At 61.4% G+C, this 14,567-nt stretch carries 8 protein-coding genes; 1 reads left to right on the top strand and 7 read right to left on the bottom strand.

The genetic code is table 11. The annotated features are described in order from the left end of the window. Positions 1–11 precede the first annotated feature (11 nt). The 5 genes from VSP_RS13895 to rfbF are packed head-to-tail and all read right to left on the bottom strand — an operon-like array spanning position 12 to position 5,527. Positions 12–1,472, bottom strand: coding sequence for a glycosyltransferase family 2 protein (locus tag VSP_RS13895; RefSeq protein ID WP_009961319.1), 1,461 nt, complete (start codon positions 1,470–1,472; stop codon positions 12–14). A gap of 7 nt (positions 1,473–1,479) precedes the next feature. Then, positions 1,480–2,355, bottom strand: coding sequence for an NAD-dependent epimerase/dehydratase family protein (locus VSP_RS13890; RefSeq protein WP_009961318.1), 876 nt, complete (start codon positions 2,353–2,355; stop codon positions 1,480–1,482). 46 nt (positions 2,356–2,401) lie between these two features. Then, positions 2,402–3,631, bottom strand: coding sequence for a class I SAM-dependent methyltransferase (locus VSP_RS13885; protein ID WP_009961317.1), 1,230 nt, complete (start codon positions 3,629–3,631; stop codon positions 2,402–2,404). A 16-nt stretch (positions 3,632–3,647) separates the two neighbouring features. Then, positions 3,648–4,760: a CDP-glucose 4,6-dehydratase gene (gene rfbG / locus VSP_RS13880; protein WP_044133542.1), complete on the bottom strand. Its 1,113-nt coding sequence runs from the start codon at positions 4,758–4,760 to the stop codon at positions 3,648–3,650. Then, positions 4,754–5,527 carry a glucose-1-phosphate cytidylyltransferase gene (gene rfbF / locus VSP_RS13875; RefSeq protein WP_009961315.1) on the bottom strand — a complete coding sequence of 258 codons (774 nt, stop codon included), beginning with the start codon at positions 5,525–5,527 and terminating at the stop codon, positions 4,754–4,756. The genes rfbG and rfbF overlap by 7 nt, the downstream gene beginning before the upstream one ends. Before the next feature lie 357 nt (positions 5,528–5,884). Between rfbF and cls the strand changes: the two genes are divergently transcribed. Then, on the top strand, positions 5,885–7,384 hold the full coding sequence (gene cls / locus VSP_RS13870; RefSeq protein WP_009961313.1) for a cardiolipin synthase: 1,500 nt from the start codon (positions 5,885–5,887) through the stop codon (positions 7,382–7,384). Positions 7,385–7,604: 220 nt separating this feature from the next. Here cls and VSP_RS13865 read toward each other — a convergent pair whose 3' ends face one another. Further along, on the bottom strand, positions 7,605–11,405 hold the full coding sequence (locus VSP_RS13865; RefSeq protein ID WP_009961312.1) for a GH36-type glycosyl hydrolase domain-containing protein: 3,801 nt from the start codon (positions 11,403–11,405) through the stop codon (positions 7,605–7,607). Between the two features lie 31 nt (positions 11,406–11,436). Beyond that, positions 11,437–14,544 carry a discoidin domain-containing protein gene (locus VSP_RS13860; RefSeq protein ID WP_009961310.1) on the bottom strand — a complete coding sequence of 1,036 codons (3,108 nt, stop codon included), beginning with the start codon at positions 14,542–14,544 and terminating at the stop codon, positions 11,437–11,439. Positions 14,545–14,567: the final 23 nt, after the last annotated feature.

Genomic DNA, 14,567 nt, shown 5'->3' with positions numbered 1-14,567 from the left:
GGTCGCAGCGGTCACGAGGAGGCGCTGAAAAGTCGCTTCAGTCTGTCTCCCAGTTTTCTGGAGGGTTTGGCGGCGTTTATTTTGGTCTTCTTGAGCCTCTCATTGAGTTCCACCACCATCTGCTTGGCTTTGTCCCTCTCCGCCGCGCGTCGCTTGGACTCCTCTGTTCGCAGCTCCAACTGTTCAAGGAGCTCGGCCACTTCATCCGTTGCCGCAACAGTCTTCACTATCTGCGTGAAGCACCAGGACAGCGACCTCACATCGCATCGCATCTCTTGGACCGAGCCCTGTTTTGAACAAACGAGGGCTTCCAGGATTTCATCGCCCAGGCGCGCTGCTTGGTGAACGCCTTGCACATCCAGCGGCTTGAGATCAATGACGATCTCCCGTGCAGAAGCCCGCGGCCTGGGAAGCTCGAACGGCAGTTGCTTCATCCAGGAGCCCATGTTCGATTTCTCATCGAGCTCTGGCAGCATCGCTTCACAACCAAAGTTCCGCGCCACGATCTGGAGGGATGCAAAGTTTGCCTGCCGGTCCTCAACCGACCAGTCGGCCACTGCGAACTCCCTGTAAGCAAGAGCCACCAGGCGGTCCCAGGCTATCTTAGTACTGTCATCCAGCAACCCGGCCTCCTTTGCCCTCAAGAGGGTCTCGCCCACGTGCATGTGCTCAGAGCGGGACACTCCCACCTTGGGATGGTACGGGATGTCCTTCGCCGCGATGTCATCTTCACGAAAGAATTTGCGATCCTGCACCCGGTCCCCTCCGGGGAACTGGCAGCTGTAGCCGATGCTCTCACGGGAGACTCCAGGAGCAGCAAATCCAGGACTCACCATGAGGAATTGAGAGCTGTACCGTGCGGCAGCCAACGCGAGAAATACGGGTGGCGTCCGGCATGGGATGAGGCGGCCCTTCTTTCGCACATCGTCCAAAACATCCATGTGACACCAGGCAAAGGCATACGGGTAGGGCAACTCAAGGATGCCGCACTCGCCTCCGATCACCCGGCGCAGCCACTCACCGCTGTCGCGGAGTTCCATTCCGACCTTCGGCCAGGTCGTCAAACACCCAGCCCGTTCCCCATGCACATCCGGGTACAAGTAGGTGACACAGATGGGGGAATGCAAGGCTTTGACTCCGGGGTGAGCCGCGAGACAGGCACGTGCCCGCTCCATGCAGCGAGGGAGAAGGGCGTCGTCCCCTCCCAGAAACATGAAATAGCCTTCCCTCACATGCTCAAGGGCAAACTCCCAGTGAGTGGCCTGTCCCATGCGGCACGGCGGACGGATGAGCGTGATTCTTGCATCTCTGGCCGCCCATCGCACCAGCTCCTCATAGGTCCCGTCTGAGCTGTGATTGTCGCTCACGAGGATCTGAAAACGCTCATCGTTCTGCACCAGACACGACAACAGCGTGTGAGCGATCGTGTGCACACGATTCAGAACTGGCACAATGACGGTAAAGAGTTCCATAAGACATTCAGAGCAATGCAGCCATGCCTCGCAGGCCTTGTTGGAGGGTGACTTGCGGTTCCCACCCTGAGGCGCGCAGCTTCGAGATATCAGCCACCGTTACCGGAAAAGGGTCAACAGCGGGAGGCTGTGAGTCTTTGATGTGATCCGCTTCAATGCCGAGAACCGCTGCGGCGGCCCGGGCAAAGTCAACGATGCGAATCCCCTCCCCGCTGCCGATGTTGATTGGCCCGTTCAGATTCCTTTCCAGCCCCCAGATCATGGCGGAAGCCACGTCATCCACATGGATGTAGTCCTTGACGCTTTGAGGCGTCCTCAGAACCACGTCATGACGCTGGGAGAGGCGTTGCAGGATGGATGCGGAGAGGCGGTCGGGGTGCTCACCTGCTCCATAGACATAGAAAATACGGTACCAGGACCAGCTGATGTGCACTGTCGAGGCCAGGCGCTTGAGATGGCCCAAGGTGGCGAGCTTCGCGCGTGAATACGCTGTCTCCGGACCCAGTGGGGAGGTTTCCTCGTCCAGTCTGTCACTGGAGGGAGCGTACTCGATGCAGGTTCCCGTACCGGCGATATGGGACACGCCTGCACCTACTGCGGCCTCGAACAATTTCGCAGACTGTGCCATAAGCGCCTCATTTTCCGGTGAGTTCACCGTCCCTGGCTTGACCAGCCAGGCGAGATGAACCAAGGCATCCGGGGAAAAGGCTCGAACCTTTCCCCATGGCACCTTGTCCAGAGAGCCCTCGATCAACTCACAAGAATCCTGGGACGGCCGATGGACATTTCTTGAAAGCCCCAGCACCTGATGCCCGCGTTCTGCAGCAATTCTACAGAACGACTGCCCAATGAATCCGGTGGCACCCGTCACAAAAAGCTTCATGTGTACAGTGAGTTTTTCATCAAGGGATCAGGTCGGGCCCAGTGAACTAGATGACCTTTAGCCGCGGCAGTGGGATTACAAACTTGCCTCCCTGGGAGGAATACTCCGCCTGTTGTTTCATGATCTCGTGCGCAAAGTTCCACACCAGGAGGATGGCAAAATCCGGTTTCCGCTGGACCAACTCCTCCGCAGGGACGATCTGAATGTGCAGCCCGGGGCTGTGAAGACCGTGTTTGTAGGTGCTGCGGTCTGCCATGAACGCCAGGTCAGCCGCAGGAGTTCCCACAAAGTTCAGCAGGGTGCTTCCTTTTGCAGAAGCACCGTAGGCTGCCACCTCCTTGCCTTGCGACCGCTGCTCATCCAGGAATGCAATCAGATCAGCTTTAACGCTTTCTGCGTGTTCGCTGAACCGCTCATAGTAGGCAAGCGAGTCCACCCCCAGTTCGGACTCCCGCGCCGCGAGCGCAGTGACAGAATCACGCACCGCATCCTTCCCTGTCTGGGTGGCAAAAATTCGGAGTGACCCTCCATGGATGGGCAGGTGCTCCACGTGATAGATCTCCAGCCCGTGCCTGTGAAACAGCGGGAGCAGCGGCAGCAGGGTGAAGTAGAAGACATGCTCGTGGTAGATGGTGTCAAACTCGACCTTCTCAATCATATCTACCCCGTAGGGAAATTCGAGGACTATCCTGCCGCCAGTTTTCAACAATGCCGCTAGCCCCGCCACGAAGTCATTTGGCTCCGGAGCATGCGCGAACACGTTGTTTCCAAGGATCAGGTCCGCCCCGCCTCTTTCATTCGCCAGCCCAGAAGCAGACTCTTTCCCAAAAAACTCCCCGCGGGTCTCCACGCCCTTGCTGCGCGCCACCTCAGCCACATTGGAAGCCGGTTCAAACCCCAGGCATGGGACGTTGGCTTCCACAAAGTTCTTGAGCAAGTAGCCATCATTGCTGGCCACTTCAACAACGAAGCTGTCTTGCCCCAGTCCGAACTCTTCCGTGTATCGCCCCGCAGCCTGCTTCGCATGCGCGAGCATCTGGTCCGAGAACGAGGAGAAATAGACGTACTCGCTGAAAAGCGTGACCGGAGGAATGATGTGGGAGATCTGCATCAGCCAGCATTTCTGGCAGACCCAGACATCCAGCGGGAATTTTGGCTCCTCCTTGCTTAGATCCTGGGCGCTGAGGAGGTTGTTTGCCAGGGGTTGCTGGCCGAGGTTGATCACCTCTTTCAGGTCTTGCGAACCGCAGGAGCGGCACTTTACGGGTGTGGACATGTGGGGTTGTGATAAGTCAGTTGGCCCAGGAAATTTTCTTTGCGGCAGCGTCTGCCACGTACGACGCGATCTGGGAGCGGGTGAACGCCACCATCATTTCAGTGGACGCGCTGCCTTCATGACGGAGCCGATACCATTCAGCAGTGCTCTTCACCGTTTTGGCAAAGTCCCACACGGGCTTCCAGCCAAGGGTGGCCGTGGCGAGTGAGTGGTCCAGGCCCAGCTTGTAGGCCTCGGCATAGGCCGGCTGGGAATCAGTTTTGACGGAGAACTCAGAAGGCCATTCCTGGCCCCATTGATCGACCAGTTCCTGGACGCTTCGCTCAGCGTCCGGATCCGGTCCGAAGTTGAAGCTCAGCAACTCTTCCTTGTTCGGTGAAGACAACAGACGCTGTCCCAATGAAAGGTAGCCGCTTAGCGACTCCAGCACATGTTGCCAGGGACGGGTGGCATGGGGCCTGCGCAACACGAGGGCTTCCTTCGAGACGTAGGAGCGCACCAAATCAGGAACGATTCTGTCTTCAGCATAGTCTCCTCCCCCCACCACATTGCCCGCCCGTCCGGTCGCCAGTGCGCCCAGGTCAGCGTTGTTCTTGAAGAACGACGAATGCCAGGAGCTCACCACGAGCTCCGTGGCCGCCTTGCTCATGGAGTAAACGTCACTCCCTCCCAACGGGTCACTCTCCTTGAACGGGATGCCGCTGTTGTCGTTGCGGTAGCATTTGTCACTGGTTACCACGACCACTGCGCACTCCGCCTTGATATCCCTCAGACTCTCCAGCAGCAGCGCGGTGCCCAGCGCATTGGTGGTGAAGGTGTCTAGTGGCTGTTTGTACGACAGCCCCACAAGGGGTTGCGCCGCAAGATGGAAGATGATCTCAGGCCGTATGCGGGCGATGGCGCCCTTCAGGCAGTTGCCATCCCTCACATCCGCCAGCACCGATTCCCTGAACAAATCAGGCGCGAGCAGGGAGAACAGGGACTGGGAGGATGCTGGCGGCAGCGAATACCCGCTGACTTCAGCACCCAATGCATGCAGCCACAGGGACATCCACGCTCCCTTGAACCCCGTGTGACCGGTAACGAGAACCCGTTTACCCTCGTAGATGTTGTCGAAGGGCTTTACCATGTCTTCCAGGGTGCTTTGCCGCCGTTCCAGAGTTCATTAAGAAGGGTCATCTCACGGATGTTGTCCATGCACTGCCAGAAGCCATCATGTTGATAGGCAGCGAGTTGCCCCGCCTTCGAGAGGGTCTCCAGGGGCGAGCGCTCAAGGATGCACTCGTCCCCGCTGAGAAGCTCCCCTACTGACTTTTTCATGACGAAGAACCCGCCGTTGACATAGGAAGGGCTATCGTCCGGCTTCTCCAGGAAGCTCGTGACCATGCCGTTTTCCAACCCGATCTCGCCAAAGCGTCCACCTGGGCGCACCCCTGTGAGCGTCACCGTCGCCTCCTTGGATCGGTGGAATGCGATCACCTCAGCGATGTTCACATCTGCGACTCCGTCCCCGTAAGTGAGCAGGAACTCCTCTTCATCGATGAAAGGGAGCACTCTCTTGAGCCGACCTCCCGTGAGAGTTTTCTCACCCGTATCGATCATGGTGACCTTCCAGTCATTCTCATCATGCGAGTTGTGCCATTGCACAGGTGAGGCCTGCCCCAGGCCGATCGTCACGTCACTTGTGTGCCAGTGGTAGTTCCGGAAGAAGTCCTTGATCACCTCCCCTTTGTACCCAAGGCAAAGGATGAAATCCTTGTGCCCATGCACAGCATAGTGCTTCATGATGTGCCACAAAATCGGTCGGTTGCCGATCGGCACCATGGGCTTGGGGCGGTACTCGGTCTCTTCACGCAAGCGCGTTCCGAGACCTCCACAGAGGATGACAACTTTCATTGGGAATGAGGTAACAGACGAATGGAATTCGGTCTGCTGATTTGTGAGTACTGCCGATAAGAAAACTCCCATCAGAACGCAAACCCGACAGCCTAAGGATTCCCCCGGAAACCACCATCAGGTCACAACTCGTTGGAAAAAATCCCCTTCACTCTCACCCTTTATTCAGGGAGTGTGCGGATGGTCGTCTTTCACTTTCACTAATGGTGGTCCTTTTGTCTGGCTTTTGCGAGGTGTCGCAACAACGCTTTTTTACGGGAAAAAGGCCGCCGACAGGGCTTCAATTCATCTTTTGAGCCTGGGCTTTATGAAACTGGAGAGTCGACATAACGAGCCCTGCTATGCTATATCGCAAGGATGAGTCTGGTCCCAAGTGAGAAGATCGTGAACTCCATCCCGGGTGCCGCCAGCGTGCTACGCTGGATGAAAAGCCACCCCTTCCGCTGGCGTGCGCTCATCATGGCCTTCTGCCACCTGCTTGGGCTGCTCACGTCCATCGATGCGATTCTCAGTGTTCGCACGGCCCAGGGGGCGATCGGCTGGGCCATCTCCCTCAACACATTCCCCTACATCGCAGTGCCAGCGTACTGGGTCTTTGGCCGCTCGAATTTCGAAGGGTATCTGGTGTTGCGCCGCAAGATGGAGGCCGACCTGAATGACGAGGAAAAAAAGCTCGCAGCCGACCTGCTGGCGATGCGTCCACAAGCTGAGCGGGTGCCCCCTTCCGCCACCCTGCTGGAAAGGCTGGCCAAGCTGCCCGCCACCCGGGGCAATCACACGGAGTTGCTCATAGATGGCGAGGCTACATTTCGCTCCATCTTTGAGAGCATCGCCCAGGCCCGGGAGTACGTGCTGGTGCAATTTTACATCATCCGGGATGACGGGCTGGGGCGCCAGCTCAAGGAGGCGCTCATCAACCGGGCCCGCGCCGGAGTGCGCTGCTACCTGGTCTATGACGAGATCGGCAGCCACCAACTGCCCACCAGCTACACGGCCGAACTCCTGGCAGCCGGGGTGGAGGTGCGCCCCTTCAACACCCGGCAGGGTGATCGCAACCGCTTCCAGCTCAACTTCCGCAACCATCGCAAGATCGTCATCGTGGATGGCGTCACGGCCTTTGTAGGCGGTCACAATGTGGGCGATGAGTACCTCGGCAAAGATCCCAAGATGGGTGCATGGCGCGACACCCATGTGAAGGTGCAGGGCCCTGTGGTGCAGTGCGTGCAGATCGCGTGGGCGGAGGACTGGAACTGGGCGGCTGGCGGGTTGCCCACGCTTAACTGGGTCCCACAGCCCGCCCCAGGCGGCCAGGATGGGCTGGCCTTCTGCCTGCCCTCCGGGCCGGCAGATGAGTTCGAGACTTGCACGCTATTCTTCCTGCGCGCCATCCAGGCGGCGCAGAAGCGGGTGTGGATCGCCAGCCCGTACTTCGTCCCGGATGAGCAGTTCACCTCCGCCCTCCAGATTGCAGCCCTGCGCGGTGTGGACGTACAGATCCTCGTCCCCCAGCATGCCGACAGCCAGTTGGTGCACCTCTCCAGCTTCACCTACCTGCCCGCTCTGGAGAAGGCCGGGGTGAAGGTGTGGCGTTACACAGGCGGGTTCCTGCATGAAAAGGCCATCCTGGTGGACGACTACTGCGGTGTGGGCACCGCGAACTTCGACAACCGGAGCTTCCGGCTCAACTTTGAGATAACAGTCCTCTTCGCCGAAGAGGGCGTGGTCCAGCAGGCAGAGCAGATGTTTCAAAAAGATTTTGCCCGGAGCGTACCGGCCCATGCCGCCGACTTCACGGAGAGGCCCTGGTGGTTCCGTCTGGCCGCCCGCACCTCGTGGCTGATGGCCCCTGTCCAATGACCTGCCACGGCCTTCGCCGCTCTGCGAGCCCAGGGCATCATGTGCATCTCGTTTGAAGGGCGCGGGCCAGACCCTGCCCGTCACGATACCGTGCTGAAGCACCGTGAAGACGGTTCGTGGAAAAGGATCGAGCTACGAAGCAGCCCGCCCTGCTTGATCTCACAGAGTGCCGGAGGGCAGAGATGGGAAACTGCACATCCTCCTCACCCCAGCGTCACGCTCACCCCAGCGTCACGCTCACCTCATACTTCCCGCCGTGGCCGCCCATGGGAATTCGGGCGGTGCCCTCCACCACCTCACACCTGGCACCGTCTTTTACAACCTGCACCACCCTCCGGCCCGCAGCGGGTTCTCCGTTCACAGTGATTTCATAAACCGCGTCATGGCGCAGGTCCCGCCATGCGATCTTGTATCCGCTCCACTCATCCGGTACGCATGGCCGGATCAGCAGGGTGTCTCCATTCTCCACCCTCAAGCCGAGGATGCTCTCCACAGCAACGCGGAACATCCAGCCCGACGAGCCGGTGTACCAGGTCCAGCCTCCACGGCCGATATGCGGCTCTGCACCATAGATGTCCGCCGCCATCACATACGGTTCGGTCTTGTAGAGGTCTGCCGCAGCCCGCGTGAGGGCATGAGACACCGGGGTCAACATTTCCAGCAGCTTGACCGCGCGGTTGTTTTGGCCGTACTCGGCCACCGCCTTCACCACCCAGCACGCGGCGTGAGTGTACTGGCCGCCATTTTCCCGCACGCCCGCGACGTAGCCCTTGATGTAGCCGGGGTCATTCGCCGTTTTCACAAAGGGCGGCGTGAGCAGCCGGATGATGCCCACGTCTTCCGAGATCAAACGGCGTGACAACGCCTCCATCGCACTCGCGGCCCGGTCTGCTGGTGCTGCCCGGGCAATGATGGCCCACGACTGCGCCAGGGCATCGATCTGGCACTCATCACTGAGACAGGAGCCGAGGGGTTGGCCGTTGTCGTAGTAGGCGCGCCGATACCATTCTCCGTCCCAGCCGCCCTGATTGACGGCCTCGTACAGCGCCTGCCGGTGGGCGGTGTAGCGCTCCACCCGGGCCGCGTCATCACGGCGTTCGCAGAGAGGCAGGAAGTGACCGAGGATGTGATACAGGAAAAACGCCATCCACACACTCTCGCCCCGGCCTTCGCGTCCCACGCGGCTCATGCCATCGTTCCAGTCTCCCACCCCCATGAGCGGCAGTCCATTGGCCCCCACCTTAAGGGAGCGGTCCATGGCGCGGCAGCAGTGCTCATAGAGGTCCGCCCCCGCTGGCGCGCGCTGCGGCGTGAGGTACACCTCATCCTCGTGTTCGCCCAGTAGCGGTGCGGAAAGGAAAGGCTCTGTCACGTCCAGGATGGCAGAGTCCCCTGTTGCACCCACGTAATCTGCTGTCAGATACGCCAGCCAGAGCAGGTCATCGGAGAACTTCGTTCGAAGCCCCCGCCCGATCGGCTCCGGGTGCCACCAGTGCAGCACATCACCTTCCTCGAACTGGTGCCGGGCATGCAGAAGGATCTGGGCCCGGGCATAGGCGGGATCCAGCGCGAGGAGTGAACCCGAATCCTGCAACTGGTCGCGATAGCCAAAGGCACCGCTGGACTGGTAGAAGCCTGACCGGGCCCACATGCGGCAGCAAAGCGTCTGGTAGGACAGCCAGCCGTTCACCATCACATTCAGAATGGGCGATGGCGTGGCCACCTGCAGCCCGCCCAGAAGCGACCTCCAAAAGGTGCAGGCCTCCTCCTCAGCGGCAAGCACGTCCTCCAACCGACGGTATCGGGAGATAAATCCTGCCGCCTCGTCGTCGTTCAGCGCCTCACCCAGCAGCACCACGCACTCCACCGTGCCCCCCGGGGGAAGGTCAAACACGACCTGCTGTGCAAAGCAGGGATCCAGACCGGTGCCTACAGCCCCGTCCAGCACCTCGCCCAAAGCCAGTGCCGCCGGGTTCTCTGGGCTGCCATGCCGGCCCAAAAACATGAGCCGGTCTGCTGTGTGGGAGGTACCCACCGCCTCCGCCCCATGCAGATGGTGCACACTGAACACCGTGCCACCGCGGAAGTCGCCCGCAGCCAGATTCACCGCCCGCAAGCTGCCATCTGCCTCCTGACGCGTGGTGATGAGACTGGGCTGCTCTGGCAGAGATCCCAAGATGAGCCTCTGATACGCGGTAAACGAGAGCCGGCGGCTCGTTTGCGCAAGATTGGAAACACGCAGGCGCACGATCTTCAACGGATCCTGCTCCGGCACAAACATCGTCATCTCCTGCAACAGGCCGTCACACCGGGTCAGAAAGCGGGTGCGCCCGAAGCCGTGCCGCACTTCGCAGTCTCCTGAACCCGGCACCGGTCCGGGCAAAGGAGACCACACACACCCCGTTTCCTCGTCCCGCAGGTAGTAGGCCTCGCCGTGAGGATCGCTCACTGGTTCGTTCGACCAGGGCGTGATGCGGTTGGCCTGGCTGTTCCTGGCCCAGGTGCAGCCCGCCCCGGCTTCGCTCACTAGAAACCCCGCCTTTTCATTCGCCACCACATTGATCCAGGGGAGCGGCGGGCGCTGCAATCTGCCACCCCGCTGCGGCAGGCGGATGACATACTCCGTGCCGTCCTGGCTGAAGCCGCCATACCCATTGAAGAACTGGAGCGGCTCACCCAGCACGGCGGCCGGAGCTTCCTGCGGCTCCAGCTTTGGCACCACGGGTGGGCGCGGCGGCGCGGTCTGCACCGCCACCTCAGGCAGGCGGTGCTCCACCACCAGGGATGCTGCCGCCAGTAGCACGGCGCGTTGGGCACTGTCCAGCTCTCGTGAGTTCAAGGTGAACACACGGTCATCCAACGCGGGCGGTGCAGGTTTGGCATCCTCCGCCAGAACGATGAAGTTTGTGAAGAACCCCTTCGCGCTCCAGTAGCGACGGGCACGAAGGGCCTCCTGTGTCACCGGCCTGCCCCAGCCTCCGCACACCACGATCTGCATGCGGTCCCGGGGAATGCGGTGCTGCCCGAACACGGCGTTCACATCCGTCTCCAGCGGCAAGGGCTCTGCCACTGGCTTCAATTCGCGGCTGCCATAGTGCATGGCCGCCGCCAGTGATTGGAGGTCCGCCGCCTGATCGGCAGTGAGCTGGAGCGCCGCCCAAAGATTGCGCTCCTGGCCTTCTGCCGCCGTAAAGACGCCCTCCCACTGCGCGGCGGTACAGTGCCCTTCCACTACCGCACGCACCTCACGGATGGTCTCCGCGATGCCCGTAAGAAAAGCCAACTGCAGGGTCTCCCCCGGGTCCAGGTCCACCACGGCACGGAGACTGCAGCAAGGGTCCAGCACATTCCCCACCGTGCCAGAGAGGTTCCCCTCCAGCGCCGCAGGAAGCGCCGTGGTGCGTCCCCGCCCCAGAAAGCGCAGGCGATCGGTCTCCCACCCCACCGGACGGGCACCGGCAAGGGCATGGTACAGGCAGGGCCACTTCTCATCGTTGCCCCGCGGCCGCCGCTCCGTGACCAGTGCGGCCTGCTCCGGCACATAGCGGGTTTGCAAAAACAACTTGGAAAAAGCCGGGTGCCCGATGTCCGCCCCCTGCCATGTGAGCACGCTCTCCAGATAGCTCGTCACCTCAATGGTGCGTTTGCGTCCGGAGAGGTTCTTCAGTGTTAGGCGGCGGATTTCCATGTCATGGGCCGGGGAGACGGCGATGTCCACCTGCGAGAGGATGTTCCCGTACTCATGCAGCAGATGGCACGCTCCAGCGGTGGCGGAGAATCCGTAGCGCCCGCCCGGGCTTTGTACCGGCTGCAGGCTGGCGGACCACAGATCGCCGTTCGCCATGTCACGGAGGTAGATGAACTGGCCATGAGCGTCCTCCACCGGATCTCCCGGCCATCGATTCACGACATGGCCGTGGCGTCGGGACTGCCCGGTGCCGGCAGCCGTAACAAAGGTGAAGTAGCAGCCGTTGGCCAGCAAGCGGGCCTCCGGAATGGCAAGGGGAAGCGGAGCACTCATAGGAAAGGTTTGGGCTATGGGGGGGGGAGGATCAATTTTCCGGGTTGGCAAAGGAAACAACCACCCTCGCCGGCAGTTCGCGCACCACCACCTCGCGGGCGTCGAATTCCCGCAGGTCCTTTTCATTCACGGTGACAGCGCAGATGGCGCGGCTGCCCGGTGGCCGCAGGACGAAACCGCCTCGCGGCACTCGCAGTCCTCCACCTAGCTCGACCAGCACGGAACCGTCCGGCCGACGGTCCAGAGTCAGGTCCAGCCGGCCATACCAGGTGGGCAGCCCACACACTGAAATGCCGCCGCGCAGCATGAGCCAGCGTTCATCCACCCCCGCCCCGATGATGAGAGCGTCATCCACCTCCCGCTCATAGGCAAAGAGCGCCGCAAAGACGAGCATGTACTCCGCCGCGATCCACGTGTGCGGCACGTCCCCCAGATGACCAGGGCTGCGAGGATCCTTCCAGGAGATCTCCGGCCACTGGTTCCAGTGCCGGGGCCGACGGTCTGTCAGGAAGAACTCCAGCAGCTCCAGCGCGTCCGCCCGCTTGCCCAGATGCACCAGCGCCCCCACGATGCGGATCTCATACGCCGTGTAGTTGTTCCATGCCATCTCCCCGCCGTGCCTGCGGCGGAAGTCCCGCACAAAGTGCGAGAACATCTCGTCCAGTTGTTTCATCGGCAGGTGGGCCATGCTCTGTAGCAGGGTCACAGCGTTGGACGTGGCCGTGGGATCGTAGTCCGCCCACTCCACCGAGCCCGGCACATAGTGCAGCCCCTTGTCGGCAATCACCCGGTTGATCGAGTCGCACAGAGTGTCCCGGAAGGCGTAAGCCAGCGCGGAAAAGTCTCGCGCTTCATCAGGGTGGCCCAGCTCCGCAGCCATGGTCGCAGCATCCTTCAGACCGCGCAGGGCCCAGAAGTCATCCCAATAAGCATGCACGGGGTGGGACAAATACCCCTCGTGGCTGGCAGACTCCGGGAGCAACCCATACCTGGCCAGCTTTTCCGGAGTCTGGTACTCCGGCGTCATTCGCTGGGAGCGGAGCAGTTCGATGAAACGCGCCGCCTTCCGCACATACGGCCACATCTCAAGGAGGAAATCCCGGTCCCCGGTGAAACGGAAGGACTCCATCACCCCGTAGATGAGCTGACCGTGGCTGTCGTGCTCCACCAGCCAGTCCGGCCCCGAGCGGTCCACACAGCAGGGCACAAAGCCGTCCTCCCGCTGGTTGGGTGCGTACCAGCGGACGAACTCCGGCAGCGCCTCGTAGTCACCGATGCGTAGAAGCGCGGCACCCATAATGACGCCGTCCCGCACCCAGGAGCGGGTGTACCGCCGAGGCCCTGGCTGGAACGCCGGGCCGTTTCGGTTGATGAGGATCTGTCCTGCCGCCGTGCGGAAGGTGCGGGCAGCCTCCTGAGCCATCCCTTCCGGCACCCTATAAGTCACCGTGCCAGTGCGCTGGTGCATCACACGCACCGCTTCCTCGAACTGGGCCGCCCCATCCAGCGCTGCCATGACATGGCGATCGTCCGTATCAATCATGCGACTGAAGCCAAAGGGTACCGCCAGATACAGGTCATGATCCTTCCCGGGCTGGAGCGTCACGTCAAACCGCATCGCGGCCGAGGCAAAGCCAAAGTCGTCTCGCACCGCAGTCTGCGTGGGCAGCCTCCCCTCCGCGATGAAATCCGTGATGCTCCCTTGATGAAAGGCAAGGGTGCCAAAGGCGTGGGCCTTCTGCAGCGGCACCACCCATTTGTCCCCATTGATCTGGGCAGAGCCTTCCTTCCACGCTATTTCATAGATCTCACTCACGCCCCCCAGGCCCAGGCATCCCTGCGCGCTCTGCCAGGGCGGGTTCACCTCAAATGGACGCAGCGCTACATAGAAGCGGAGCTTCACCGGCTGGATTCCGGTGTTACGCAGGCGGTAGCGCACAAACATCACCGCATTCCCATTGCTCCCGGTGCCAAAGACCGTCGTCTCCAGCGTCAGTCCGGGCAGCTTCCACAGCGCGGAGGGAATGGCCAGCCCGTCTTCACCCTGGTGCACGCTGCGCCGGGCGTCTGCCCAGGAACTGACCCGTCCCTTCATCTCGATCCACGGTTCCAGGGTAAAAGTACCCATGTCGGGCTCCACCAGCCCGTCCTCATTCAGCAGGGCGCAGGTCCTTCCCTGCGGTGCCCCGGCGCAGGTCCAGTAGCTCTGCTCCCGCAGTAGCCAGCGCGGGTAGTGCCCCCGCCCACTCCGCAAGGCGATGGCATGGAAGAAGTCCACCACCGACCGGGAGAACTCAAAGGACTTCACCTCCAGATGCTGGATGGCCGCCGGACCGTCAAAGGAGAGCAGCAGGTAGCGGGACGCCCCACCCGGCAGGTAGAGGTAGCTCCTCGATCCTTGGTCGCAGGTTGACTGGTGAAGGCGCCGCCAGGTCTCCCCGTCGTCTGAAGCGCTCACGATAAAGGACCGGGCGGCTGGCTTTGACGCCCATTCGATGATCAGACCGCCGTATTCCCGCATGCCTCGAAAGTCCAGCCGCACCCAAGGGCTGGCATCCCGGCGGGCATTGCGCCAGCCCGGCCCCGTCTTCCTCACCAGCAGATGAGCGGAACTCGTTCCTCGGGCACTGGTGGAGGCCGTCACCAGCGGAGTCCGGCGCAGGGTTCGGTTCTCATAACGGAAGTCCTCCAGCCACACCGTGCCCTTACCGCCCGGCCCGGCACTGATGACAAACTCCACAGCCCCCAACTTCCGCAGGATGCCCCCACCTGCAGGTCCCCAGGCAAACTCCATCTGACTGCTCTTGATGTTGAGGGAACGGGGCTCCCCGCTGAACTGAAACGCCTGCTCCATCCAGCGCCAGACATTCCGGCCGGACGAGTCCGCCAGTTTGAACTCAAGGTTGTTTCTTGGAGCCTCCCCGCGCACCGCAAACGAAAAGCGATACGCCTCTGGCAGCCGCATGGCGAAGACCTTCCGCACCACCACGAACCCACCGCCACCCATGAAGTCAAAGTCCAGCCGCAGGGCACGGCCCCGCAGCCCTTCCTCGCTCGTCACGGTGAGCCGGGCGTTCCCAGAGGTGACGGCCAGCCAACTCGCCGGATCTGAAAAATCGTCCATGAGACGTGCATTCATCTGTGAAAGGCATGGGTTATCGG

The organism is Verrucomicrobium spinosum DSM 4136 = JCM 18804 (genome assembly GCF_000172155.1).
In the GTDB taxonomy this organism is placed as follows: Bacteria; Verrucomicrobiota; Verrucomicrobiia; order Verrucomicrobiales; family Verrucomicrobiaceae; genus Verrucomicrobium; species Verrucomicrobium spinosum.
Note: the sequence above shows the minus strand (reverse complement) of the source record. Positions and strands in the feature narration are given on the sequence as shown.

Coding starts and splice junctions, on each gene's coding strand:
- VSP_RS13890 (WP_009961318.1), bottom strand. CDS start 2,355: ATGAAGCTTTTTGTGACGGGTGCCACCGGATTCATTGGGCAGTCGTTC.
- rfbF (WP_009961315.1), bottom strand. CDS start 5,527: ATGAAAGTTGTCATCCTCTGTGGAGGTCTCGGAACGCGCTTGCGTGAA.
- cls (WP_009961313.1), top strand. CDS start 5,885: ATGAGTCTGGTCCCAAGTGAGAAGATCGTGAACTCCATCCCGGGTGCC.
- VSP_RS13885 (WP_009961317.1), bottom strand. CDS start 3,631: ATGTCCACACCCGTAAAGTGCCGCTCCTGCGGTTCGCAAGACCTGAAA.
- rfbG (WP_044133542.1), bottom strand. CDS start 4,760: ATGGTAAAGCCCTTCGACAACATCTACGAGGGTAAACGGGTTCTCGTT.
- VSP_RS13895 (WP_009961319.1), bottom strand. CDS start 1,472: ATGGAACTCTTTACCGTCATTGTGCCAGTTCTGAATCGTGTGCACACG.
- VSP_RS13860 (WP_009961310.1), bottom strand. CDS start 14,544: ATGAATGCACGTCTCATGGACGATTTTTCAGATCCGGCGAGTTGGCTG.
- VSP_RS13865 (WP_009961312.1), bottom strand. CDS start 11,405: ATGAGTGCTCCGCTTCCCCTTGCCATTCCGGAGGCCCGCTTGCTGGCC.